This is a genomic window from Salmonella sp. SA15303, from assembly GCF_029962125.1.
Classification (GTDB): Bacteria; Pseudomonadota; Gammaproteobacteria; order Enterobacterales; family Enterobacteriaceae; genus Salmonella; species Salmonella enterica.
The window spans coordinates 1,525,983-1,549,242 of sequence record NZ_CP123924.1 but is presented as its reverse complement, the minus strand read 5'-3'; the positions used below and the strand labels follow the sequence as shown (position 1 = coordinate 1,549,242).

Below are 23,260 nucleotides of genomic sequence, written 5' to 3'. Positions count from 1 at the left end.
GCTAACGCCTTATCCGGCCTACCGTTCTTCCCGTAGGCCTGATAAGCGTAGCGCCATCAGGCCTTTTCCTGTCTGGGGTTAAAACGGAAACAACATTGGAATCATCACAATACAAACCGCCATCACAATAAGCGTGAACGGCACGCCAAGCTTCACAAAATCGCTAAAGCTATAGTTTCCCGGCCCCAGAACCAGAGTATTGACCGGCGATGAAACCGGCGTCATAAAGGCGGCGGATGCCGCCATCGCCACCGCCATCGCAAACGGATAGGGCGACACCCCCATCGATTTCGCCGCCGCCAGCGCAATCGGCGCCATCAGCACCGCCGTTGCCGTGTTAGAAATGAACAGTCCTATGACGGCACACAGCACGAACAGGCATCCCAGCATCATATACGGCCCATAGCCGCCGCCGATATCCATTAATCCTTGCACGACCAGAGAGACGCCGCCGGTTTTTTGCAACGCCAGCGCAAACGGCATCATACCCACAATCAAGATAATACTCGGCCAGTGGATCGCTTTATACGCGCTTTCAGCATCAATACAGCGAAATTTCCCCATCAGCAGGCAGGCGATAATCGCCGCGATCGGGTTGGGAATTTCATCGGTCAACATCAGCGCCACCATCAGTACCAGGCAGAAAATGGCGTGCGGCGCCTGGCTGTGCGCAGGAGAGGCTTCGCTGACCTCGACCGGCATATTCAGCACCACAAAGTCGCGGCCTTTTTGCCCCAGCAGGCTGATTAACTTCCAGTTCCCCACAACCAGAATGATATCGCCCATCAATAACGGTTCATCGGCCAGCGATCCTTCCAGCGCGACGCCGTCGCGTTTCAGGCCGACCACATTCAGCCCGTAACGTGTACGGAAGGCGATTTCACGCACCGACTTGCCTATCAGTTCAGACTCCGGAATAAGCGAAATTTCCGCCATGCCAACATCCAACGCCTGATCGGAAAAATATTCTCCACGCAATACCATCGGTTCCAGCAGTTGCTCGGCGCAGAACTCTCTGAGGTCAACCTCCGCCGCCGACATATCAATCAGCAGAACGTCGCGAGCGCGAAACTCCGATACGCCGTTCACATTGACGATAACCCGCCGAAAGCGCCGCCAGCGTTCAACGCCGATGACATTGGCGCCGTAACGTTCGCGCAGTTTAAGGTCGTCCAGCCGCTGTCCCACCATCGGCGAACCGGGGCGAATCGCCAGACGACGAGCGCGCCCCGTCAGACGGTACTCGCGGATAAGATCGCGGAAAGTGCGACGCTTACCGGCCTGTTGTCCGGGCGCATCGCCTTTTAGCATGAAGCGCATCACCAGCATATAAACAATGCCGAGCGCCAACACCACTACCCCCAGCGGCGTCACGCTAAAAAAGTTGAACCCGTGCAGGCCTTCACGCAGCAGTTCACTGTTAACCACCAGGTTCGGCGGCGTCGCCACCAGCGTCATCATTCCGCTGATAAGCCCGGCAAAACTCAGCGGCATCATCAGGCGCGAAGGCGAGGTCTGCATATGCATAGAAACGCTAAGAACAACGGGGATAAAGATCGCCACCACGCCGGTTGAACTCATGAAAGCGCCAAGTCCGGCGACGGTGATCATCAGTAAAACCAGCATCTTGATTTCACTGCTGCCCGCCATTTTAACCAGCCAGGTACCGACCACCGTCGCAACGCCGGTGCGCACGAGGCCGTCGCCAATAATAAATAAGGCGGCGATAAGAATGACATTCGGATCGCTAAAGCCGGAGAAGGCTTCCGGAAGGGTCAAGGTACCGCTAAGGACAAAAGCAACAATGACGAATAAAGCCACCGCATCCATACGTACTTTGCCCGTCGCAAACAACACGACGGCAATCGCCAGTAAAGAGAGAACCCAAATCAATTCACCGTTCACAACATATCCTTGTCAGATGAGAAGATAACGCGATTCTGCCATAAATATGCCCCGCCAAAGCGGGGCGATATCATGATCAGGTCTTTCTTAACACCACCACATCGCCGTTTGGTTGTTTAGCGACCGATAATTGCGTCAGGCTATCCAACGCAAAATCAACATCCGCCAGACGCGGCGTGTCGGCCGGCGCATTGACCGCAATGACGTGGCAGCCCGCAGCCAGCCCGGACAGCACGCCAGCCGGGGCATCTTCTACTACGACGCACTCCTGAGGGGCCAGGCCAAGCAGTTGTGCGCCCAGCAAATACGCATCCGGCTCCGGTTTGCCGCGTTTGACTCGTTCGGCGGTGACAAACACCTCTGGCGCTGGAAGGCCCGCGACCTGATGGCGCGCACGCGCGACCGGCATTGAACCGGAGGTGACGATAGCCCACGGAATGCCCACTTTATTCAGGTGATTGAGTAAATCGACTGCCCCCGGCAGCGCGGTGATCCCTGCGGTTTCAGTGGCTTCTATTTGCTCCAGGCGCGTAAACTCAGCGGCAATTTCCGCCTCCGATTTACCCGCCATAAAATGCCGCAACGAGGTGATCGCCTGTTTGCCATGAATAAAGCCCAGCACCTCATCATGAGCAAGGTTAAAACGATCGGCCCAGCTACACCACGCGCGTTCAACGGCAGGTAATGAGTCAACCAACGTTCCATCCAGATCAAACAGAAAACCTTTACACTGCACGCGAGCCTCCTCAGGCATTAATGATTTGATTGATTTCATTCGCGCTCAGGTGGTACTGACGCGGGCAGGCATGCCAGACATTCAACATCCGCTGGTATTTTTCCCACATCGGCGTCTGGGCATTAAAGCCGTGTGTCCCGGCGTCAAAGTGAGTGTAGCGTCCTTCTATATTCACCATAAAACGGACATAGCCGAGGTAGCGCGCTTCTGTCGCGGCGTCAAACCCCAGGAAGGTGACGCGACGTTCGTCGATGGCTTGCGTATCTTTGAGGTTGGTCCAGGAGACGTGCAGCGCATGGTACATCTCCATAATATCGATGATGGTACGACAGGTCTCTTCCGTCAGCTCGCCAAACTCGCGATCCAGCTCGCGCATCTGCAGGCCGTAGCCGCGTTCAATAATTGTTTGTAAGCGACGGTAACGCTCGGCGTTGGTGGGATCGAGCATCGTCATCATTTTGTACTGGTTAGACAAAATCAGACGTTGCGCGTTGGTCATTTCCATTTTGAACTCCTGTATCACGCTATGGCGATGAAAAAAAGAAGGCATTGGTATGCCTTCTTTTATATGCGTAATCCGGGGTCAATTACAAATCATCCAGGAAAGTTTTATCCAGTTGTTTGAAGGCGCGCTTAAGCGTGTCAGCTAATGCCTGGTAATCCGGCTTTCCTTCTACCGGCGCCAGCGCTTGTCCAGCCTCCTGCAATTTACCGCGAACTTCGTAAAACCAGTTAAGGATTGAAGGCGGCAACGGCGTCACGGAACGTTTCCCTAACCACCATAATCCCTGCATGGGCAAGCTCAGGGCGAACAGGGCGGTCGCCACGGCCGGACCTAACTGACCGCCCAGCGCTATCTGCCAGCATAATGTAAAGACGGCGACAGGCGGCATAAATCGTATGGCATAGCGCGTCATACGAATGACGCGGTTTTCGACGAAAACGGGCGCCAGCCGTTTTTCCATCGGCCACGTCTTCGCGTAGTGCTGCCCCCGGCGAAATAAGCTAAAAAAATTTACGGAGCGATTATCCGGTGTCGACATGGCCTACCTCAACTTCACATATAAAATTTAAAAAATTTGTGCAAAACAACAACTGCGAGGGACAACGTTCAAAACATTTTGTCTTCGATACCCACTATCAGGTATCCTGTGTCGGCCTGTCAAAGGCCGGTAGTTTAAAATCATTGAGTCGTCAATATTACACATAGTATGCCATTGGCTGAAAAATACGCAAAATGGCATAGACTCAAAGGTATTTCTTCCATCATGCCCAAAAAAACTCCTGCGCATGATGTTAATCATAAATGTCAGGGCTATCATGCGCTACGCTCTATGGCTCACTGACGTTTTTTTAGCCACGTATCATAAATAGGTACTTCCATGTCGAGTAAGTTAGTACTGGTTCTGAACTGCGGTAGTTCTTCACTGAAATTTGCAATTATTGATGCAGTTAATGGTGATGAATACCTTTCTGGTTTAGCCGAATGTTTCCATCTGCCAGAAGCACGCATCAAATGGAAAATGGACGGCAGTAAACAAGAAGCGGCTTTAGGTGCAGGCGCCGCTCACAGTGAAGCGCTGAACTTTATCGTTAACACTATTCTGGCACAAAAACCAGAACTGTCTGCGCAGTTAACTGCAATTGGTCACCGTATCGTACACGGCGGCGAGAAGTATACCAGCTCCGTAGTCATTGATGAGTCCGTCATTCAGGGCATCAAAGATTCCGCCTCTTTCGCACCGCTGCATAACCCGGCTCACCTGATTGGTATCGCCGAAGCGCTGAAATCTTTCCCGCAGCTGAAAGATAAAAACGTTGCAGTATTCGACACCGCCTTCCATCAGACCATGCCGGAAGAATCTTACCTGTATGCCCTGCCGTACAGCCTGTATAAAGAACACGGCGTTCGTCGCTATGGCGCACACGGCACCAGCCACTTCTATGTAACTCAGGAAGCGGCAAAAATGCTGAACAAGCCGGTAGAAGAACTGAACATTATCACCTGCCACCTGGGCAACGGCGGTTCTGTTTCCGCTATCCGTAACGGTAAATGCGTGGATACCTCTATGGGTCTGACCCCGCTGGAAGGCCTGGTCATGGGTACCCGTTCCGGCGATATCGACCCTGCGATTATCTTCCACCTGCACGACACTCTGGGCATGAGCGTGGATCAGATCAACAAAATGCTGACCAAAGAGTCCGGTCTGCTGGGTCTGACTGAAGTGACCAGCGACTGCCGTTATGTTGAAGACAACTACGCCACCAAAGAAGACGCTAAACGTGCGATGGACGTTTACTGCCACCGCCTGGCGAAATACATCGGTTCTTACACCGCTCTGATGGACGGTCGTCTGGATGCAGTCGTGTTCACCGGCGGTATCGGTGAAAACGCCGCGATGGTTCGCGAGCTGTCTCTGGGTAAACTGGGCGTGCTGGGCTTTGAAATCGACCACGAACGTAACCTGGCGGCCCGCTTCGGCAAATCTGGTTTCATCAACAAAGAAGGTACCCGTCCGGCGGTGGTGATCCCAACCAACGAAGAACTGGTTATCGCGCAAGACGCGAGCCGTCTGACTGCCTGATTTCACACCGCCAGCCTCGCTGGCGGTGCTGTTTTGTAACCCGTCCCCAAAAGACGGTAACGAAAGAGGATAAACCGTGTCCCGTATTATTATGCTGATCCCTACCGGAACCAGCGTCGGCCTGACCAGCGTCAGCCTCGGCGTCATCCGTGCTATGGAACGCAAAGGCGTTCGTCTGAGCGTCTTTAAGCCTATCGCCCAGCCTCGCGCTGGCGGCGATGCGCCTGACCAGACCACCACTATCGTTCGCGCGAACTCTACCCTGCCGGCGGCTGAACCGCTGAAGATGAGCCACGTTGAATCTCTGCTCTCCAGCAACCAGAAAGACGTGCTGATGGAAGAGATCATCGCGAACTACCATGCGAATACCAAAGACGCGGAAGTGGTGCTGGTTGAAGGTCTGGTTCCGACCCGTAAACATCAGTTCGCTCAGTCTCTGAACTATGAAATCGCGAAAACGCTGAATGCGGAAATCGTTTTTGTCATGTCTCAGGGTACCGACACGCCAGAACAGCTGAACGAGCGTATCGAACTGACGCGCAGCAGCTTCGGCGGCGCGAAAAACACCAACATCACCGGTGTTATTATCAACAAACTGAATGCGCCGGTTGATGAACAAGGCCGTACTCGCCCGGATCTGTCGGAGATCTTTGACGACTCTTCCAAAGCGCAGGTGATCAAAATCGATCCTGCTAAACTGCAGGAATCCAGCCCGCTGCCGGTTCTGGGCGCGGTGCCGTGGAGCTTCGACCTGATTGCGACCCGCGCTATCGATATGGCGCGTCACCTGAACGCCACCATCATTAACGAAGGCGATATCAAAACCCGCCGCGTTAAATCCGTCACTTTCTGCGCGCGTAGTATTCCGCATATGCTGGAACATTTCCGCGCAGGCTCGTTGTTAGTGACCTCCGCTGACCGTCCGGACGTACTGGTCGCAGCTTGCCTGGCCGCGATGAACGGCGTAGAAATCGGCGCCCTGTTGCTGACCGGCGGCTATGAAATGGACGCGCGCATTTCTAAACTGTGCGAACGCGCATTCGCCACCGGTCTGCCGGTCTTTATGGTGAACACCAACACCTGGCAGACTTCGCTGAGCCTGCAAAGCTTCAATCTGGAAGTCCCGGTTGATGACCATGAGCGCATCGAGAAAGTTCAGGAATACGTCGCGAACTACGTTAACGCTGAGTGGATCGAGTCGCTGACCGCCACTTCCGAGCGTAGCCGTCGTCTCTCTCCGCCGGCGTTCCGCTACCAACTGACTGAGCTGGCGCGTAAAGCCGGTAAACGCGTAGTGCTGCCGGAAGGCGACGAACCGCGTACCGTCAAAGCGGCGGCAATCTGCGCTGAACGCGGCATCGCCACTTGCGTACTGCTGGGCAACCCGGATGAAATCAACCGCGTCGCGGCATCTCAGGGCGTTGAGCTGGGCGCAGGTATTGAAATCGTCGATCCGGAAGTGGTGCGTGAAAGCTATGTCGCTCGCCTGGTTGAGCTGCGTAAGAGCAAAGGCATGACCGAACCGGTTGCCCGCGAACAGCTGGAAGACAACGTGGTGCTCGGCACGCTGATGCTGGAGCAAGACGAAGTCGACGGCCTGGTTTCCGGCGCGGTTCATACCACCGCCAACACCATCCGTCCGCCGCTGCAGCTTATTAAAACGGCGCCGGGTAGCTCCCTGGTCTCTTCTGTGTTCTTTATGCTACTGCCGGAACAGGTTTACGTTTACGGCGACTGCGCAATCAACCCAGACCCGACCGCAGAGCAGCTGGCAGAAATCGCGATTCAGTCTGCGGATTCCGCCATTGCCTTCGGCATCGAACCGCGTGTGGCAATGCTCTCCTACTCCACCGGCACCTCTGGCGCGGGCAGCGACGTAGAGAAAGTACGTGAAGCGACGCGTCTGGCGCAGGAAAAACGTCCTGACCTGATGATCGACGGTCCGTTGCAGTACGACGCCGCGGTCATGGCTGACGTAGCGAAATCCAAAGCGCCGAACTCGCCGGTTGCGGGTCGCGCTACCGTGTTCATTTTCCCGGATCTGAACACCGGTAACACCACCTACAAAGCGGTACAGCGTTCTGCCGACCTGATCTCCATCGGGCCGATGTTGCAGGGTATGCGCAAGCCGGTGAACGACCTGTCCCGTGGCGCGCTGGTTGACGATATCGTCTACACCATCGCCCTGACGGCGATCCAGGCTTCTCAGCAGCAGCAGTAACAGTAAAAGCTAATGCCGGATGGCGGCGTGAACGCCTTGTCCGGCCTACAGGTGAGATACCGTTGTAGGCCGGATAAGACGCGTTAGCATCGCCATCCGGCATTCTGCTATTTACCCTGCAAAGCGGAATTTTTTGCTTAACTGCGCTGCATCAATGAATAACTATTCCCTTCTTCTCATACTTAGCCTCTTTGCTTTGCAACAGGGATAGTCTGTCATGTCTGTCGTTACAGAATCAAAAACAGCCAGAAAATGGGCAATGCCCGATACGCTGGTCATCATCTTTTTTGTCGCCATTTTAACCAGTATCGCCACCTGGGTCGTCCCCGTTGGGATGTTTGATAGCCAGGAAGTGCAGTATCAGGTCGATGGTCAGACAAAAACCCGCAAAGTCGTCGACCCGCACTCTTTTCGCATTGTGACCAACGAGGCCGGGGAAGCGCAGTATCATCGAGTACAATTTTTCACTACCGGCGATGAAAGACCAGGGCTGATGAATTTTCCGTTTGAAGGGTTAACATCCGGATCGAAATTCGGCACTGCCGTCGGCATCATTATGTTTATGTTGGTGATTGGCGGCGCATTCGGCATCGTGATGCGTACCGGCACCGTGGATAACGGCATTCTGGCGCTTATTCGCCACACGCGGGGCAACGAAGTCCTGTTTATTCCGGTGCTATTTGTCCTCTTTTCGTTAGGGGGCGCCGTATTTGGCATGGGCGAAGAGGCGGTCGCCTTTGCAATTATCATAGCCCCGCTGATGGTCAGGCTGGGCTATGACAGCATTACCACCGTCCTGGTGACCTATATCGCCACCCAAATTGGCTTTGCCAGTTCGTGGATGAACCCGTTTTGCGTAGTCGTCGCCCAGGGGATTGCCGGCGTGCCGGTACTTTCCGGCTCCGGGCTGCGTATTGTGGTCTGGATTGTCGCCACGCTGATTGGGCTGGTTTTTACGCTGGTCTACGCCTCACGCGTGAAAAAGAATCCGCTGCTGTCCCGCGTCCACGAATCCGATCGCTATTTCCGCGAACAGCAGGATGAAGTCGTCCAGCGCCCTTTCACCTTCGGTGACTGGCTGGTACTGCTGGTCCTGACCGGCGTAATGATTTGGGTCGTCTGGGGCGTGATTGTCCACGCCTGGTTTATTCCGGAGATCGCCAGCCAGTTTTTCACCATGGGCGTGGTGATCGGCCTCATTGGCGTTATCTTCCGCCTCAACGGTATGACGGTCAACGTGATGGCGTCCTCATTCACCGAAGGGGCGAGAATGATGATCGCGCCCGCCTTGCTGGTGGGTTTTGCCAAAGGCATTCTGCTGCTGGTCGGCAACGGCGAAGCCGGGGAACCCAGCGTGCTCAATACGTTGCTTAACAGTATCGCGCATGGCATCAGCGGGCTTAATAATGCTATCGCCGCCTGGTTTATGCTGCTCTTCCAGGCGGTATTTAATTTCTTTGTCACGTCCGGTTCGGGTCAGGCGGCGTTAACCATGCCATTACTGGCGCCGCTCGGCGATCTGGTCGGTGTTAACCGTCAGGTGACTGTTCTGGCCTTCCAGTTTGGCGATGGCTTCAGCCATATTATCTATCCGACATCAGCCTCGCTGATGGCCACACTGGGCGTGTGCCGGGTCGATTTTCGCAACTGGCTGAAAGTGGGGGCGTCGCTGCTGGGACTACTGTTTATTATGTCCAGCGTGGTCGTCATTGGCGCGCAGATGATGGGATATCATTGATCCAAAATGCCGGATGAGCATCAGCGCCATCCGGCAATATCTCCATGATTAAAGCAGTGATTTCGCGGCTTCTACAATCGCTTCGGCGGTGAGTCCGTACTCTTTTTGTAAGAAATCCTGCGTTCCTACCTGCCCATAACGCTCTTTGACGCCAACACGGCGCATCGGCACCGGACAGTTTTCCACCAGCACTTCCGCCACCGCTGACCCCAGTCCATTATGGATGCTGTGGTTTTCACACGTGACGATACGCCGCGTTTTTTCCGCGTAGTTTTTCACCAACATGCGATCGATAGGCTTTAAGGTGAACATATCAATGACCGCGGCGCTCACACCTTCCTGCTCCAGTTGGCGCGCCGCCTCCAGCGCCTCCGCCACCATAATGCCGTTGGCGATAAGCGTAATATCATCGCCCTCGCGCAGTACGTTGCCCTTGCCAATGGTAAAGGTAGAGCCTGGCGCATAGATACTCCGCGCCTGCTTACGGATGGTACGCAGCCAGTAAAAACCGTCCAGGTCCATTAGCTGGCGTAAAATATCCGCGAACATCACCGCATCCGTCACCTCCAGTACTACGGAGTGCGCCAGCCCGCGAACAATCCCCATATCTTCAAAAGACATATGGGTGCCGCCGTTATGGCACGCTGTCACTCCGGCATCGGAGGCGATCACTTTGACGTTGTTACGCTGATAATCCAGCGCCATAAAGAGCTGATCAAAACAGCGACGGCTGGCAAAAGCGGTAAAGGTATGCACAAACGGTTTACGACCGGTCAGCGCCAGCCCCGCCGCCGTGCCAATCACATTCGCCTCCATAATACCGCAGTTAATGACATGCTGCGGGTAGTCACGCGCCACGCTGTCCATCGCCATTGAGCTCATTAAATCAGCCTCAAGCGCAATAATTGGGCTTCCGGCCTCAATCTGCCCGGCGATAAAACCGGCGTAAACTTTGCGCATTTCGATATCGTCTTTAAGCCCTGCGGGCGCAAGCTTAATCATGCATGACCTCCAGTTGATGAATGGCCTCATTGAGCGTCTGCTTCATGCCATCCGTCAGGCGTAAGTGGTGAGAATTCGTTAACTGCTCCAGGCATGGCACCCCCTGCCCTTTAATGCTGTCAAGGATCACAACCCGTGGCTGGGCATCGGCGGGCGGCACAGGCTGAACCACCGCCAGTAGTCCGGCGATATCATCGCCTTTGACGGTGACGACATCGAAACCAAACGCACGGAATTTCCCTTCCAGATCGAATGGATTGATAATCTCCTCCAGCTCGCCGTCAAGCTGCTGTTTATTCCAGTCAATGAAAACGGTCAGATTATTCAGGCGGTGGTGGGCAATAAACTGAAACGCCTCCCAGCACTGCCCTTCATTCAGCTCCCCATCGCCGACAATGCAAAATACCCGGTTGGGTCGCCGCGCCAGTTTATGCGACAACGCCATTCCGCCCGCAATAGAGATGCCCTGTCCCAGTGAGCCGGTCGTGGCGTCCACGCCGCGCGTTTTTAGCCGATCCGGATGGCTGGGAAGACGGGTGCCGTTCTGGTTAAGCGTATTCAGCTCTTCGCGCGGGAAATAGCCTTTAATCGCCAGGGTACTGTACAACGCGGGGCCCGCATGGCCTTTCGACAGTACGAAGTAATCGCGTTCCGGCCAGTCCGGGTCGGCAGGGTCGATTTTCATCACCGCGCCGTACAGAACCGCCAGAGTCTCCACTACCGACATGCTGCCGCCATAGTGACCAAAGCCAAGATGGTTTAAGGATTTGAGCGTGGCGACGCGAATATCGCGCGCCAGTTGGGTGATTTCGGTTACGTTCATTCTTTCGCTCCGCTATTTTCCTGCACTTCGGCAGTCGCTTTTTTGTTTTTGGCCAACACGTTGTACGCCACCAGTAGCGCGAATAGCGCCACCACCAGCCCCGTGATAGCCATCGGCGACAGATAACGCGCCAGGTTGCCCAGCAAAATACCGATTACGCCAAAGTCAGCATCCGAGAACGTGGTATTGGCGAAGCCGATCGCGCCGAGAACCGGCAGTAACAGCACTGGCAGGAAAGTGATTAATAGACCATTAGCAAATGCGCCGATCATCGCCCCGCGGCGACCGCCGGTGGCATTGCCAAAGACGCCTGCGGTCGCGCCGGTAAAGAAGTGCGGCACAACGCCTGGCAGGATTAACACAAGCTTCATCTGTCCAAGCAGGAACAGCCCCACCAGCCCGCCGAGAAAACTGAACAGGAAGCCAATCAGTACCGCGTTAGGGGCATAGGGATACACCACCGGGCAGTCCAGCGCCGGACGCGCGTTTGGCACCAGTTTTTCTGAAAAGCCGGTAAAGGCCGGAACAATTTCCGCCAGAATCAGACGGACGCCTTGCAGAATGATGAATACGCCGGCGGCGAAGGTGATTGCCATGATGATGGCGTACACCAGATAGTTTTGCCCGCCGCTAAACGTCGCTTCGACATACTCACGCCCTGCGCTGACTGCCATGATCAGATAGATAATCATCATGGTCAGCGAAATCGAGATAGAACTGTCGCGTAAAAAACTGAGGTTTTTCGGCAGGTTCATCTCTTCCGTGGAGCGGGAGCCTTTACCACACAGGCTGCCAATCCAGCCGGAAAGCACATATCCCAGGGTACCGAAGTGACCAAACGCAATGTCATCGGTACCGGTAATCCGCCTCATATAACGTTGGGCCAACGCCGGGAAGAAGGCCATCACCAGCCCCAGGATCAGCGATCCGGTGAAGACCAGCCCTACGCCCTCAAACCCCGCCACGGTCAGGATTACGCCAATCATACAGGCCATGTAAAAGGTGTGATGCCCGGTCAAAAAGATATATTTAAGACGCGTAAAGCGCGCCACGACAATATTGGCCACCATACCAAATGCCATAATTAACGCCGTGGACGCGCCATATTTTTCCAGCGCGATTGAGACTATCGCTTCATTATTAGGAATAATGCCCTGAATATTAAAAGCGTGTTCAAACATACCCCCTAGCGGATTTAATGAACCCACCAGTACGGTTGCGCCACCGCCAAGCACAATAAAACCTAAAATGGTTTTAATCGTGCCTTTTACCACATCGGAAAACGCTTTTTTCTGCGCCACCAGACCAATCAGCGCAATTAACCCTACAAGCACCGAGGGCACTTTTAAAATATCAACAACAAAATTCAGCGTTTCAAGGATAAACATATCCACCTCGCCAGCAATAATTATTGTTTAGCGAACCATGCGCGCAGCTGCGTTTCCAGTTCGTTGATGTCGATGATGTTATTGATCACCACCAGTTGGCTTTCCGGTACGCTGGCGCTGGCCGCGATATCTTTGGCCATTACAAAAAGATCGGCAGCCCCGGGCGTGGCCGATGAAAGATCGGAGTGTTCCACTTCAGCGTCAATATTGAGTTTCTTTAATACTTTTTTAATGTTCATTTCTACCATAAAACTACTACCCAGGCCGGAACCGCAAATTGCCATGATTTTCATTATTGTCACCTTTTAAAAGTAGAGTTGGTCTGCATCACGCACGGGCGTAATGTTATTTACCGCAAGAAAATGGAATAAAATCAGAAACGGTCAATAATCGTTTTAATGTCCTCCAGGTTTTTTGCCTGATGTAATTTTTCCATATCTACATCACTGGAAAATAATTCCGCCAGCGCCGATATCATTTCGATATGACTGTGCTTATCAGGCGCCGCCAGCATAATAATGATGTCAACCGGATCAAATTCGTCTGCGCCAAATGAAACGCCGCGCTGTAGTTTCAGTAACGATAAACCTAACCCTTTCGCCCCCTCTTCCGGCCTCGCATGCGGCATCGCTAACCCTGGCGCTAATACATAATACGGCCCAAGCTTTTGGTGCTGCTGAACAATCGCCGTAAGGTATTCCGGTGCGATAACACCTGCGTCCAGCAGGGGTTTGCCGCAAATTTCCAGCGCCTGCGGCCACGTTTCCACGCTCTCCTGTAGCGTGATGGTTGCGTCAGATAACCAGGTTCCCAGCATGTTATTCGCCCCCACGGTGTATGAAATTATGAACAAACTTTATTCAAGCCATTCGATATTAGCTGCGATCGTTATCACAAAGATAGCGCTACCAGCGACTATTACTCAGAATTGTGATAGCGCTATCAAATTAAAATCATGGTGTGAAATCACAGCAAAAAAGCGGATTTAAGGCGTATACTGCCAGTCATGCGAAGCAAAGAACGACAATAAAAAAGCATCTCAACATGTTGTAATGACGCAGGAATTTGTATGTCGATACCCCGTAAACGGCGCAGTACCGGTAAAGTGACTATCGCCGATGTAGCCCAACTTGCCGGTGTAGGCACGATGACCGTATCACGAGCCTTACGCACGCCGGAACAGGTCTCTGATAAACTCCGGGAAAAAATCGAAGCGGCAGTGCATGAGCTGGGCTATATGCCTAATCTCGCCGCCAGCGCGCTGGCGTCTGCCTCCTCGCACACCATCGCGATGGTCGTACCGAACCTTGCGGAAGCGGGGTGTTCTGAAATGTTCGCCGGGCTGCAACAAATTTTACAGCCCGCTGGCTACCAGATTATGCTGGCGGAATCGCAGCATCGCGTGGAACAAGAGGAGAAGCTGCTCGAAACGCTGCTGGCCTCTAACATTGCCGCGGCGATTCTGCTTAGCGTCGAACATAGCACTACCGTGCGCCAGTGGCTGAAAAATTCCTCTATCCCGGTGATGGAGATGGGCGCGATTCGCAGCGATCCTATTGATATGAATATCGGTATTGATAACGTTGCGGCAATGTATGAGCTGACGGAAATGCTGATTCAGCGCGGTTATCAGAATATCGGGCTGCTATGCGCCAATCAGGAACAGTGGATTTTTCAGCAACATCTGCACGGCTGGTACAAAGCGATGCTTCGCCACCATATGTCGCCAAACCGGGTGATTAATGCCGCCTTGCCGCCCAATTTTTCTACCGGCGCGTCGCAACTGCCGGAGTTTTTACTGGCATGGCCGGAGCTGGACGCGCTGGTATGCGTATCGGATGAGCTGGCCTGCGGCGCGTTATACGAGTGCCAACGACGGCGGATCAAAGTTCCGGACGATTTAGCGGTGGTCGGGTTTGGCGATAGCGATGTCAGCCGGGTCTGCCAGCCGCCGTTAACCACCATGGCCGTACCGCACCGTAAGATTGGCAGTGAAGCCGGACGGGCGCTGTTGGAGAGGTTAAATCAGGGAAACTGGAGCGATCGAAAATCTATCGCCTCCAGTTTATGTATGCGGGAAAGCTGCTAAAACGCTTATTCCGTCTCTTCCGGTTTCTCCTGAAGCGCGGCTTCGTTTTTGGCGTTGCGGGTCATCCACAGCGCCAGCGCTTTGAGCGAGTCCGGCGTAAATTCATCACAGCGCGCGGTGATCTCCTCCGGAGTCAGCCAACACACTTCGCTGACTTCATCTTCCTGAAGCGCGAAAGGCCCGTGGGAAACGCAGCTAAACAGCGCGCCCCAAACCCGGCAATGTTGGTCTTCAAAGTAAAACAGACCGTGTTCGGCAAACGGCACGCCTGCAATACCCAACTCTTCTTCCGCTTCGCGGCGGGCAGATTCCAGTAGCTGCTCATCAGCCTGGACCACGCCACCTGCGGTAGCATCTAACATACCGGGCAAAAAATCTTTTGTTTCGGTACGACGCTGCACCAGAATTTTACCCATACCATCATGAACGACGATATACGTCGCACGATGCCGTAAGCGTTGCGCACGCATCTGTTCCCGGCTGGACTGTGCAATGACTTCATTGTCTTCATTCACAATATCCACCCATTCCGTACTTGCCAAACGACGCTGTTCCACCATCAGGAAACCTTCTTATTTCTGGCGCTCTTACGGCGCATTTACGTTTGTGAGGTAAATTACGAGTTAATTGCAACCTGCGCAATGATACTTTGATCATTGAGTGCGATTACGCTCAACACATTATCATCCAGAATACCGTAGCTTGCCGCATACCCGCCTTTCGGGATGCTCACTGACCCAGGATTAAAGTGATACAGTCCTTCCTGCTGTTGCGCCACCGGCAGATGCGTATGACCATAGACCAACACATCGCCAGTATGCAGAGCGGGCAGATTCGTCGGCCCGAAGAGGTGCCCATGCGTTAAAAATAGCCGCCTCTCTTGCGTCAATATTTGCTGCCACGGCGCAGTTATCGGGAAATGCAGCAGCATCTGATCCACTTCGCTATCGCAGTTGCCGCGCACGGCAATGATTTGCGTCGCCACCGCGTTCAGGCGTTCGGCAACCTGAGCGGGCGCATAGCCTTCAGGCAGCGCATTTCGCGGCCCGTGGTTAAGGACATCGCCTAATATCACCAGCCAACGCGCGCCGCTTTGCGCGAACCGCTCAAGCACGCGTTCCGTGGCGGGTAAAGAACCATGAATGTCCGATGCGAACATCAGTTTCATCGCTCACTCCTCGTTGTGAAAAACGGCGTTATGATACTGGAATATGAATAGATTTTCAGCCTGAACGCTTCGAGGAAAGCGCAATAAAACGCTGTACGGAAGCACGCTGCCACTGGAATGTCGCATATGCCGCCAGCGATGCCGGCACGTCATCGCCATGCAGCGCCAGACGATTGATCATCAATGCCAGATCGGTATCGGCAATGCACCATTCACCAAATAAATTTTGCGTCCCCTGCCCCAATAGCGCTTCAGCCGTCGCAAACAGTTTTGCCGCGCTGGCTTTTCCAGCCTCGCTTAACGGCGCTTTTTTCGCCCCGGCAAACACCACGTCGGTAGGCCGTTCTTCGCGAAGCGGCAGTAAATCGCTGCGTAGCCACGCCTGAATCTGTCGCGCGCGGGCGCGTTTTTGTAAATCGTGCGGGTAGATACGCTCCCACTGCGGCGGCGCGAAACGCTCCTCCAGGTATTCCGCAATAGCGGACGACTCGCTCAGCTCAAAATTGTCGGCCTCAAGCACCGGTACGCGCTGCGTCAGCGCATATCCTCGCCAGCCAGGTTGCAGATGTTCTCCCTGGTCCAAATCGCGAGTTTTCAGAGTAAAGGAAAGCCCTTTTTCTTGTAATGCCACCCAGGCGGACAAGACGTAGGGAGAGAAAAAGTTCGCATCCGACCACAGCACAATAACAGGCTTACTCATAATGTCCTCTTGAGGGCGTATTAGGTTTCTTCCCAAAATATAGCGTCTTTCGCCTGCTGTCACCTGATGAAAACTCACACACATCAGGAGGCTTTCTATACTTAATTCAGCCCAGACTCTTTACGCACATGCAGGAGCCAAAATGATTGACCTTTACTACGCCCCCACGCCCAACGGGCATAAAATAACGCTGTTTCTGGAAGAGGCGGAGCTGGCGTATCGTTTGCTAAAAGTAGATATCAGCAAGGGCAATCAGTTTCGCCCTGATTTTTTGGCTATCTCTCCCAATAATAAAATTCCTGCCATCGTCGATCACGCCCCGGCAGACGGCGGTCAACCGCTTAGTCTTTTTGAATCCGGCGAAATTCTTCTCTACCTGGCGGAAAAAAGCGGCAAACTGCTTAGCGGGGAGCTGCGTGAACGCCATACCACGCTGCAATGGCTGTTCTGGCAGGTCGGCGGGTTAGGGCCGATGCTGGGCCAGAATCATCACTTTAACCACTTTGCGCCGCAGGCCATCCCCTATGCGATTGAACGCTATCAGGTTGAAACGCAACGCTTATACAACGTCCTGAATAAACGTCTGGAAACCTCCCCGTGGCTGGGCGGCGACCACTACAGTATTGCGGATATCGCCAGTTGGCCGTGGGTTAACGCACATCAGCGTCAGCGAATCGATCTTGATACCTACCCGGCGGTGTATAACTGGTTTGAACGCATTCGCACGCGTCCTGCGACAGCGCGCGCACTGTTACAAGCGCAACTGCACTGTAACAGTACGAAAGCGTAACGCGGTAGCATACATCATGTATGATGTAGAGGTGTATACACGGAAAAAACCTGCGTCCGGCACCCTTATTCGTATTAAAAACCTGACATTAGGGAAGAGGAAATCCTCCCTACTCTGGAGGTCATATGCAGATTCTGATTACCGGCGGTACGGGCCTGATAGGGCGTCATCTCATTCCCCGGCTGTTAACACTGGGGCATCAGGTGACGGTCGTTACGCGCAATCCCGATAACGCGCGTCAGATTCTCGATTCCAGAGTGACATTATGGAAAGGGCTGGCGGAACGTGAGCACCTCAATGAGATTGATGCCATCATCAATCTGGCGGGCGAACCGATTGCCGACAAGCGCTGGACGTCACAACAAAAAGAACGGTTGTGCCAAAGCCGCTGGGCTATCACGCAAAAGTTGGTGGATTTAATTCATGCCAGCGCTACGCCGCCCTCGGTGTTGATATCCGGCTCCGCCACGGGCTATTACGGCGATCTGGGCGACGTTGTCGTCACTGAAGATGAGCCGCCGCACAACGAATTTACGCATAAACTTTGCGCCCGCTGGGAACAGATTGCCTGTCGTGCGCAGAGCGACCAGACCCGCGTCTGCCTGCTGCGTACCGGCGTTGTCCTGGCGCCGCAAGGCGGGATTCTGGGGAAAATGGTTCCGCCGTTTCGCCTCGGACTCGGCGGTCCGGTGGGTAATGGTCGGCAATATCTGGCCTGGATTCACATTGACGATATGGTCAACGGCATCCTGTGGCTGCTGGATAACGATCTTCGCGGTCCCTTCAATATGGTCTCGCCGTATCCCGTCCATAATGAGCATTTTGCTCATGCGCTGGGTCGCGCGCTGCGTCGTCCGGCGATTATTCGCATTCCGGCGACGGCAATTCGCTTATTGATGGGAGAGTCGTCAGTGCTGGTGCTGGGCGGACAGCGGGCGCTGCCAAAACGGCTTGAAGCCGCCGGATTCGCATTTCGCTGGTATGATTTAGAAGAGGCGCTGGCGGATGTGATTCGCTAGTTCCTAAAGCGCCGTATCCTGCCCGGTACGCAATGCGCCGCCGGGCTTCTTTTATTTCAGCGAGCCTTTCAGGAATTGCTGTAAACGCGGGCTTTGCGGATTGCCGAACACCTGCTCCGGATCGCCCTCTTCTTCAATTTTCCCCTGATGCAGAAAAATAACGTGCGAAGAGACATGGCGGGCGAAGCCCATTTCATGCGTGACCACCACCATCGTTTTGCCTTCTTCCGCCAGTTGTTGCATGATGCGCAACACTTCGCCGACCAGTTCAGGATCGAGCGCCGATGTGGGTTCATCGAACAGTAAAACGTCAGGTTCCATCGCCAGCGCGCGCGCAATAGAAACGCGCTGCTGTTGGCCGCCGGAGAGATGAACGGGATATTTGCCCTGAGCGCGCTCATCAATCCCCACCTTCGCCAGATATTTCAACGCCCGCTCGCGCGCGTCGTGCTTGCTTAATCCCAGTACCTGAATCGGCGCTTCCATCACATTTTCCAGCACCGTCATGTGGCTCCAGAGGTTAAAGTGCTGAAACACCATCGTCAGGCGGGTACGCAACAAGCGTAGCTGATTTTTATCCGCCACTTTGAGCTGCCCGTCTTTGTCGCGCACCAGATTAATGTTCTGACCGTTCACGATAATCGCGCCTTCGCTCGGTTTTTCGAGGAAGTTAATACAGCGCAAAAAAGTGCTTTTACCGGAGCCGGACGAGCCGATGATGCTAATCACATCTCCGGCGCGGGCCTGCAGCGATACCCCTTTCAGCACTTCATGACCGCCGTAGCGTTTGTGCAAATCGATAACGTGTAATTTATTTTCTGACATCATGTTACTCGAATTATTTAGAGGACACGTGCTGCAACCAGCGTCTTTCCGCCCGACGGAACAGGCTTATCAGGACATACGAAATGAGTAAATACAACACGGCGGCAATGCCAAACGCGGTAAACGGCTGGTAAGTCGCTGAGTTAATATCGCGGGCGATTTTCAACAAATCCGGCACCGTCGCGGTAAACGCCAGCGCCGTAGAGTGCAGCATTAAAATCACTTCGTTGCTGTAGGCAGGCAAGGCGATGCGTAATGCCGACGGCAAAATAATGCAGCGATACATTTTAAATGACGAGAAGCCATAGGCCCGTGCCGCTTCAATTTCACCGTGCGGCACCGAGCGAATCGCCCCGGCGAAAATTTCCGTGGTGTACGCGCAGGTATTCAGCGTCAGCGCCAGTACGGTACAGTTTAGTCCGCTGCGGAAAAACGCGTTAAGAAGATCGGTGCCTTTGACTATCTCCAGCGTATACATCCCCGAATAGAACACCAGTAGCTGTACGTACAGCGGCGTGCCGCGAAAAATATACGTAAACAGCCAGATGGGAAAACGGATGAATTTATTACTGGAAACGCGGCCTACCGCCAGAATCACCGCCAGAAGACCGCCCATCACCACCGATGAAATTAACAGCCACAGCGTAATCGCCACGCCGGTAAAACGATAGCCATCCGTCCAAAGCAGGGATTTCCAGTACTCCTGAATGATCTCAATCACAAATCGGCCCTCTTCACGCCCACGGAATAGCGACGCTCAAGTAAGAGCAGCACACCATTGGAAACGGTGGTAAATACCAGGTAGATAAGTCCACAGACCACGGCAAAATAGAAAGGCTCCCAGGTACTTTTACCGGCAAGCTGCGTGGCTTTGACGACATCTTCCAGGCCCAGCAGCGACACCAGCGCCGTCGCTTTGAGTATCACCTGCCAGTTATTGCCGATCCCCGGCAGGGCGTAACGCATCATCGCCGGGAACATAATCCGCCGGAAGGTTTGCCCGTGGGTAAAACCAAAGGCCGTCGCCGCCTCGATATGGCCTTTCGGCACCGCCATAAACGCGCCGCGAAAGGTTTCGGTAAAATAGGCGCCGTAGATGAAACCAAGGGTGATAATACCGGCCACCATCGGATCAATATCTATCTGGTCGATACCCAGCGAATCGGTCACCACGTTAAGCGCGATTTGCAATCCGTAAAATATCAGCAGCATTAAGACCAGATCCGGCACCCCGCGAATCAGGGTGGTGTACCCTTCAAAAATAAGCCCCGTTACCCGGTTTTGCGAAAGCTTCGCCCCCGCGCCGACGAGACCGATAAGCACGGCCAGCACCACGGAACTGAGCGCCAGTTCCAGCGTGACGATCGCGCCCTGTAAAATTACGCCTGAAAACCCGTACAACATGCAGCCTGTCCTGTTGTGTGTGGTGAAGTAATAAGCCTCTTTTGCATTTTTGCCTCACATCACGCCGGATGGCGGCTGTGCCTTGCCCGGCCTACGATGCTCCCCGTAGGCCTGACACGCACAGCGCCATCAGGCAATGCAGACAGTCAACATTCTTTGGGCTTTATCTGCACCGACGGTGATTAACCGCCATAAACATCAAAATCAAAGTACTTTTTCGCCAGCTTTTCGTAAGTACCGTCAGCACGCATTTCAGCAAAGGCTTTGTTCAGCGCTTCGCGCAGCTCGTTATCCTCTTTGCGCAGCCCCATACCGGTTCCTACGCCGAATAACTTCTCATCTTTCACCGCCGGGCCGCCGAATTTATAGTCTTTTCCGACGGGCTGTTTAAGGAAACCTTCGCTGGCCGCGACCTCGTCCTGGAACGCCGCATCAATACGGCCAGCCGTCAGGTCGGAATAAATGTTGTCCTGCCCCTGGTAAGAGACGATCTCAATCCCTTTCGGCGCCCAGTGCTCATTGCCGAAGGTCTCCTGCGTCGTCCCCTGTAGCACGCCGACGCGCTTGCCTTTCAGCGACGCGACGGTCGGCTGAATATCAGAGTTCTTCGCCACCACCAGACGGGAATCAGCGGCGTAAAGCTTGTCGGTAAACGCGATTTCCTGCTGGCGCTTTTCAGTGATGGACAGCGAGGACATGATGGCATCAATTTTCTTCGCTTTTAAAGACGGAATCAGCGCATCCAGCGGGTTTTCCACGAACGTACACTGTGTGTTGATACGTTTGCACAGCTCTTTGGCCAGATCGATATCAAAGCCGACCAATTCACCTTGTGCATTTTTGGATTCAAACGGTGCGTATGTAGGATCGGTACCGATGCGAATCTTTTGTGGAATAGCGGCAAATGCTGCGGTAGCGCTGGAAAATGCCAGCACCAGAGAAAGGGATAACGCCAGTTTTTTCATAACTATCCTCAACAGACTGTCTTTCCAGGAGATCTTTACAGATCCGATGCGACTATCGTGCCATTAATCAGGCCGACAAGGCAAAGCATTCTACCTTGTCAGCCGGTTTATTTTGCATAAAAATCGATTAAGTATGCATTTATGCGCCTGTTCCGCAACGGCTTATGCACCAAAAAGGTGCAAAACATCTATTTTGCACCGTGATAGTTCCCCAGCGCGGCGCGTTATCCCCTTCCCTCAATCGCCGTAAACATTAAAATCGAAGTACTTTTTGGCCATTTTGTCGTAAGTTCCGTCCTGGCGCAGTTCGGTCAGCGCTTTATCAAACGCGGCTTTTAGCTCGGTATCGTCTTTACGCAGCCCAACCCCCGTCCCGTCGCCAAAATATTTTTTATCCTTCACGGAAGGACCGGCAAACGCATACTCTTTGCCCGCTGGCTGCTTCAGGAAACCTTCGCTGGCGGCGACTTCATCCTGTAATGCGGCATCCAGACGACCGGCAGTTAAATCGGAATAGATAAGATCCTGGTTGGCATAAGCCACCACATCCACACCTTTTGTGCGCCAGTTATCATTGGCGTAAGCCTCTTGCGTGGACCCTTGCAGCACGCCGACATGCTTGCCTTTCAGCGATTCCAGCGTCGGCTGAATGGGAGACCCTTTTGCCGCAATCAGGCGTGAATCCGCCGCGTAAAGTTTGTCGGAAAACGCAATTTCTTGCTGGCGTTTATCGGTGATAGAGAGCGATGAAATAATGGCATCAATTTTTTTCGCTTTTAGTGAGGGAATAAGCGCATCAAAGTCGCTGGCGACCCAGGTACATTTCACCTGCATACGCTTACACATTTCATTACCGAGATCGATATCAAAGCCAATAAACTCGCCTTTGGCATCTTTTGATGAGAAAGGCGCGTAGGTGGTATCTGTTCCAATACGAACCGTTTGCGGGAGCGCGGCGTAACTGGCCGCCGTCGCACCCAAACCTATCAGCAAAGACAAAGCGAGAACGGTCTTCTTCATACATACCCCTCAAGTGGCGTCATTTTCTTATGTTTTACGTGGTGTTGTGTGTTTGCAGACTTTTTCATGCAGGTCTTATGCCATTTTCACGTCAGCAAAACGATTCGACATTAAATTTGTTAATAAAACGTTGCAATATTGTCCTGATGTTGAAGATAGCAGGTATGACGGTTGAACCGCAGCGTTTCGGCGGCTTTTAACGAATTAAATGTTGAGGATATGATCGCGGTTACAAAATTGCCCTGAAACAGGGCAACAGGGACAATAATGCACGCTAAACAGACAACGCTATGCGCCCTGCCAGCGAACAAAAAGATCGTGCGGAAGGGGGATATCAAACTGATCCAAAACTCGGTTAACCGTTTGATTTATAATATCATCTAACGTCTGAGGAAGATGATAAAAAGCCGGAACCGGCGGCATAATCACCGCGCCTATCTCAGCGGCCTGGGTCATTAAACGCAAATGCCCGATATGCAGCGGCGTTTCGCGCACACACAGCACCAGAGGTCGCCGCTCTTTTAATATCACATCCGCCGCGCGGGTAAGCAGTCCGTCAGTATAACTGTGGACAATCCCCGACAGCGTTTTAATCGAACAGGGCAAGATAACCATTCCCGCCGTCGGGTAAGAGCCCGAGGAAATGCTGGCGGCAATGTCGCGCGCATCGTGCGTCACATCGGCCAGCGCCTGCACCTCGCGCAGCGAAAAATGGGTCTCCAGCGCCAGCGTTTGCCGGGCCGCCTGGCTCATCACCAGATGCGTTTCCACGCTATCGACATCGCGCAAAATTTGTAATAAGCGCACGCCATAAATCGCTCCGCTGGCGCCGCTAATTCCTACAATGAGTCGTTTCATGTTCTCTTACCGTTTACGAGCGCC

24 protein-coding genes are annotated in these 23,260 nt (G+C 53.6%); 6 read left to right on the top strand and 18 right to left on the bottom strand.

From position 1 onward, the window contains the following. Nucleotides 1–78: 78 nt before the first annotated feature. The 4 genes from QEN31_RS07395 to yfbV form a co-directional block, all read right to left on the bottom strand. Nucleotides 79–1,905, bottom strand: coding sequence for an SLC13 family permease (locus QEN31_RS07395; protein ID WP_001012861.1), 1,827 nt, complete (start codon nucleotides 1,903–1,905; stop codon nucleotides 79–81). 76 nt (nucleotides 1,906–1,981) lie between these two features. Beyond that, nucleotides 1,982–2,659 carry a sugar phosphatase gene (locus tag QEN31_RS07390; protein WP_014343872.1) on the bottom strand — a complete coding sequence of 226 codons (678 nt, stop codon included), beginning with the start codon at nucleotides 2,657–2,659 and terminating at the stop codon, nucleotides 1,982–1,984. Then, the gene (locus QEN31_RS07385; protein ID WP_000426135.1) at nucleotides 2,652–3,146 is read right to left on the bottom strand and encodes a YfbU family protein; all 495 of its coding nucleotides are present in this window, start codon (nucleotides 3,144–3,146) and stop codon (nucleotides 2,652–2,654) included. Before QEN31_RS07385 ends, QEN31_RS07390 begins: the two co-directional genes overlap by 8 nt. An 82-nt stretch (nucleotides 3,147–3,228) precedes the next feature. Then, nucleotides 3,229–3,684, bottom strand: a complete 456-nt coding sequence (gene yfbV / locus QEN31_RS07380) for a terminus macrodomain insulation protein YfbV (protein WP_000106617.1) — start codon at nucleotides 3,682–3,684, stop codon at nucleotides 3,229–3,231. Between the two features lie 339 nt (nucleotides 3,685–4,023). On the opposite strand from yfbV, the gene ackA reads away from it, so the two are divergent. The 3 genes from ackA to yfcC all read left to right on the top strand — a co-directional run bounded on the left by ackA (nucleotide 4,024) and on the right by yfcC (nucleotide 9,185). Next, nucleotides 4,024–5,226: an acetate kinase gene (gene ackA / locus QEN31_RS07375; RefSeq protein WP_099949636.1), complete on the top strand. Its 1,203-nt coding sequence runs from the start codon at nucleotides 4,024–4,026 to the stop codon at nucleotides 5,224–5,226. 76 nt (nucleotides 5,227–5,302) lie between these two features. Next, a complete protein-coding gene (gene pta, locus QEN31_RS07370) occupies nucleotides 5,303–7,447 on the top strand; it encodes a phosphate acetyltransferase (RefSeq protein WP_000086692.1) in 2,145 nt (714 codons plus the stop codon). Between the two features lie 217 nt (nucleotides 7,448–7,664). Next, a complete protein-coding gene (gene yfcC / locus QEN31_RS07365) occupies nucleotides 7,665–9,185 on the top strand; it encodes a putative basic amino acid antiporter YfcC (RefSeq protein WP_000117932.1) in 1,521 nt (506 codons plus the stop codon). 48 nt (nucleotides 9,186–9,233) lie between these two features. On the opposite strand, the gene QEN31_RS07360 is transcribed toward yfcC, so the two are convergent. From QEN31_RS07360 to QEN31_RS07340, 5 genes are all read right to left on the bottom strand, one after another. Further along, nucleotides 9,234–10,187 carry a transketolase family protein gene (locus QEN31_RS07360; protein ID WP_000593016.1) on the bottom strand — a complete coding sequence of 318 codons (954 nt, stop codon included), beginning with the start codon at nucleotides 10,185–10,187 and terminating at the stop codon, nucleotides 9,234–9,236. Continuing rightward, nucleotides 10,180–11,010, bottom strand: a complete 831-nt coding sequence (locus QEN31_RS07355) for a transketolase (RefSeq protein ID WP_001103265.1) — start codon at nucleotides 11,008–11,010, stop codon at nucleotides 10,180–10,182. The genes QEN31_RS07360 and QEN31_RS07355 overlap by 8 nt, the downstream gene beginning before the upstream one ends. Further along, nucleotides 11,007–12,398, bottom strand: coding sequence for a PTS ascorbate transporter subunit IIC (locus QEN31_RS07350; protein ID WP_001522266.1), 1,392 nt, complete (start codon nucleotides 12,396–12,398; stop codon nucleotides 11,007–11,009). Before QEN31_RS07350 ends, QEN31_RS07355 begins: the two co-directional genes overlap by 4 nt. 20 nt (nucleotides 12,399–12,418) lie before the next feature. Continuing rightward, the gene (locus QEN31_RS07345) at nucleotides 12,419–12,691 is read right to left on the bottom strand and encodes a PTS sugar transporter subunit IIB (RefSeq protein ID WP_000699818.1); all 273 of its coding nucleotides are present in this window, start codon (nucleotides 12,689–12,691) and stop codon (nucleotides 12,419–12,421) included. A gap of 80 nt (nucleotides 12,692–12,771) precedes the next feature. Continuing rightward, entirely contained in the window at nucleotides 12,772–13,215 is a 444-nt protein-coding gene (locus tag QEN31_RS07340; protein WP_000901813.1) for a PTS sugar transporter subunit IIA, read from the bottom strand. Nucleotides 13,216–13,467: 252 nt separating this feature from the next. On the opposite strand from QEN31_RS07340, the gene QEN31_RS07335 reads away from it, so the two are divergent. Continuing rightward, nucleotides 13,468–14,487 carry a LacI family DNA-binding transcriptional regulator gene (locus QEN31_RS07335; RefSeq protein WP_000026955.1) on the top strand — a complete coding sequence of 340 codons (1,020 nt, stop codon included), beginning with the start codon at nucleotides 13,468–13,470 and terminating at the stop codon, nucleotides 14,485–14,487. Between the two features lie 5 nt (nucleotides 14,488–14,492). Here QEN31_RS07335 and yfcD read toward each other — a convergent pair whose 3' ends face one another. Genes yfcD through yfcF form a run of 3 tightly spaced genes read right to left on the bottom strand, consistent with a single transcriptional unit; the run spans nucleotide 14,493 to nucleotide 16,355 of the window. Next, nucleotides 14,493–15,047: an NUDIX hydrolase YfcD gene (gene yfcD / locus QEN31_RS07330; RefSeq protein WP_000230215.1), complete on the bottom strand. Its 555-nt coding sequence runs from the start codon at nucleotides 15,045–15,047 to the stop codon at nucleotides 14,493–14,495. Between the two features lie 56 nt (nucleotides 15,048–15,103). Further along, complete coding sequence (gene yfcE / locus QEN31_RS07325; protein WP_000772458.1) at nucleotides 15,104–15,655, bottom strand: phosphodiesterase; 552 nt, start codon at nucleotides 15,653–15,655, stop codon at nucleotides 15,104–15,106. 55 nt (nucleotides 15,656–15,710) lie between these two features. Further along, entirely contained in the window at nucleotides 15,711–16,355 is a 645-nt protein-coding gene (gene yfcF / locus QEN31_RS07320) for a glutathione transferase (protein ID WP_000043010.1), read from the bottom strand. Between the two features lie 142 nt (nucleotides 16,356–16,497). Here yfcF and yfcG point away from each other — a divergent pair, with 142 nt between their 5' ends. Further along, nucleotides 16,498–17,145, top strand: a complete 648-nt coding sequence (gene yfcG, locus QEN31_RS07315; RefSeq protein ID WP_000566563.1) for a GSH-dependent disulfide bond oxidoreductase — start codon at nucleotides 16,498–16,500, stop codon at nucleotides 17,143–17,145. Between the two features lie 125 nt (nucleotides 17,146–17,270). Then, nucleotides 17,271–18,164 carry a TIGR01777 family oxidoreductase gene (locus QEN31_RS07310; RefSeq protein ID WP_001166274.1) on the top strand — a complete coding sequence of 298 codons (894 nt, stop codon included), beginning with the start codon at nucleotides 17,271–17,273 and terminating at the stop codon, nucleotides 18,162–18,164. A 51-nt stretch (nucleotides 18,165–18,215) separates the two neighbouring features. Here the strand turns inward: QEN31_RS07310 and hisP are convergent, their stop codons facing one another. The 6 genes from hisP to QEN31_RS07280 form a co-directional block, all read right to left on the bottom strand. Continuing rightward, the gene (gene hisP, locus QEN31_RS07305; protein ID WP_001293591.1) at nucleotides 18,216–18,989 is read right to left on the bottom strand and encodes a histidine ABC transporter ATP-binding protein HisP; all 774 of its coding nucleotides are present in this window, start codon (nucleotides 18,987–18,989) and stop codon (nucleotides 18,216–18,218) included. A 13-nt stretch (nucleotides 18,990–19,002) separates the two neighbouring features. Beyond that, nucleotides 19,003–19,710: a histidine ABC transporter permease HisM gene (gene hisM / locus QEN31_RS07300; RefSeq protein WP_000569771.1), complete on the bottom strand. Its 708-nt coding sequence runs from the start codon at nucleotides 19,708–19,710 to the stop codon at nucleotides 19,003–19,005. Further along, nucleotides 19,707–20,393, bottom strand: a complete 687-nt coding sequence (locus QEN31_RS07295; protein ID WP_000965498.1) for a histidine ABC transporter permease HisQ — start codon at nucleotides 20,391–20,393, stop codon at nucleotides 19,707–19,709. Before QEN31_RS07295 ends, hisM begins: the two co-directional genes overlap by 4 nt. 182 nt (nucleotides 20,394–20,575) lie before the next feature. Next, nucleotides 20,576–21,358 (bottom strand): histidine ABC transporter substrate-binding protein HisJ, encoded by a 783-nt coding sequence (hisJ, locus tag QEN31_RS07290; protein WP_000731868.1) that lies wholly within the window; start codon nucleotides 21,356–21,358, stop codon nucleotides 20,576–20,578. Nucleotides 21,359–21,595: 237 nt separating this feature from the next. After that, nucleotides 21,596–22,378 (bottom strand): lysine/arginine/ornithine ABC transporter substrate-binding protein ArgT, encoded by a 783-nt coding sequence (gene argT / locus QEN31_RS07285; protein WP_000754423.1) that lies wholly within the window; start codon nucleotides 22,376–22,378, stop codon nucleotides 21,596–21,598. Between the two features lie 288 nt (nucleotides 22,379–22,666). Beyond that, nucleotides 22,667–23,236 carry a UbiX family flavin prenyltransferase gene (locus QEN31_RS07280; RefSeq protein ID WP_000825680.1) on the bottom strand — a complete coding sequence of 190 codons (570 nt, stop codon included), beginning with the start codon at nucleotides 23,234–23,236 and terminating at the stop codon, nucleotides 22,667–22,669. Nucleotides 23,237–23,260: the final 24 nt, after the last annotated feature.

Coding starts and splice junctions, on each gene's coding strand:
- QEN31_RS07390 (WP_014343872.1), bottom strand. CDS start 2,659: ATGCCTGAGGAGGCTCGCGTGCAGTGTAAAGGTTTTCTGTTTGATCTG.
- QEN31_RS07385 (WP_000426135.1), bottom strand. CDS start 3,146: ATGGAAATGACCAACGCGCAACGTCTGATTTTGTCTAACCAGTACAAA.
- yfbV (WP_000106617.1), bottom strand. CDS start 3,684: ATGTCGACACCGGATAATCGCTCCGTAAATTTTTTTAGCTTATTTCGC.
- ackA (WP_099949636.1), top strand. CDS start 4,024: ATGTCGAGTAAGTTAGTACTGGTTCTGAACTGCGGTAGTTCTTCACTG.
- yfcC (WP_000117932.1), top strand. CDS start 7,665: ATGTCTGTCGTTACAGAATCAAAAACAGCCAGAAAATGGGCAATGCCC.
- QEN31_RS07360 (WP_000593016.1), bottom strand. CDS start 10,187: ATGATTAAGCTTGCGCCCGCAGGGCTTAAAGACGATATCGAAATGCGC.
- QEN31_RS07355 (WP_001103265.1), bottom strand. CDS start 11,010: ATGAACGTAACCGAAATCACCCAACTGGCGCGCGATATTCGCGTCGCC.
- QEN31_RS07350 (WP_001522266.1), bottom strand. CDS start 12,398: ATGTTTATCCTTGAAACGCTGAATTTTGTTGTTGATATTTTAAAAGTG.
- QEN31_RS07345 (WP_000699818.1), bottom strand. CDS start 12,691: ATGAAAATCATGGCAATTTGCGGTTCCGGCCTGGGTAGTAGTTTTATG.
- QEN31_RS07340 (WP_000901813.1), bottom strand. CDS start 13,215: ATGCTGGGAACCTGGTTATCTGACGCAACCATCACGCTACAGGAGAGC.
- QEN31_RS07335 (WP_000026955.1), top strand. CDS start 13,468: ATGTCGATACCCCGTAAACGGCGCAGTACCGGTAAAGTGACTATCGCC.
- yfcD (WP_000230215.1), bottom strand. CDS start 15,047: ATGGTGGAACAGCGTCGTTTGGCAAGTACGGAATGGGTGGATATTGTG.
- yfcE (WP_000772458.1), bottom strand. CDS start 15,655: ATGAAACTGATGTTCGCATCGGACATTCATGGTTCTTTACCCGCCACG.
- yfcF (WP_000043010.1), bottom strand. CDS start 16,355: ATGAGTAAGCCTGTTATTGTGCTGTGGTCGGATGCGAACTTTTTCTCT.
- yfcG (WP_000566563.1), top strand. CDS start 16,498: ATGATTGACCTTTACTACGCCCCCACGCCCAACGGGCATAAAATAACG.
- QEN31_RS07310 (WP_001166274.1), top strand. CDS start 17,271: ATGCAGATTCTGATTACCGGCGGTACGGGCCTGATAGGGCGTCATCTC.
- hisP (WP_001293591.1), bottom strand. CDS start 18,989: ATGTCAGAAAATAAATTACACGTTATCGATTTGCACAAACGCTACGGC.
- QEN31_RS07295 (WP_000965498.1), bottom strand. CDS start 20,393: ATGTTGTACGGGTTTTCAGGCGTAATTTTACAGGGCGCGATCGTCACG.
- hisJ (WP_000731868.1), bottom strand. CDS start 21,358: ATGAAAAAACTGGCGTTATCCCTTTCTCTGGTGCTGGCATTTTCCAGC.
- argT (WP_000754423.1), bottom strand. CDS start 22,378: ATGAAGAAGACCGTTCTCGCTTTGTCTTTGCTGATAGGTTTGGGTGCG.
- QEN31_RS07280 (WP_000825680.1), bottom strand. CDS start 23,236: ATGAAACGACTCATTGTAGGAATTAGCGGCGCCAGCGGAGCGATTTAT.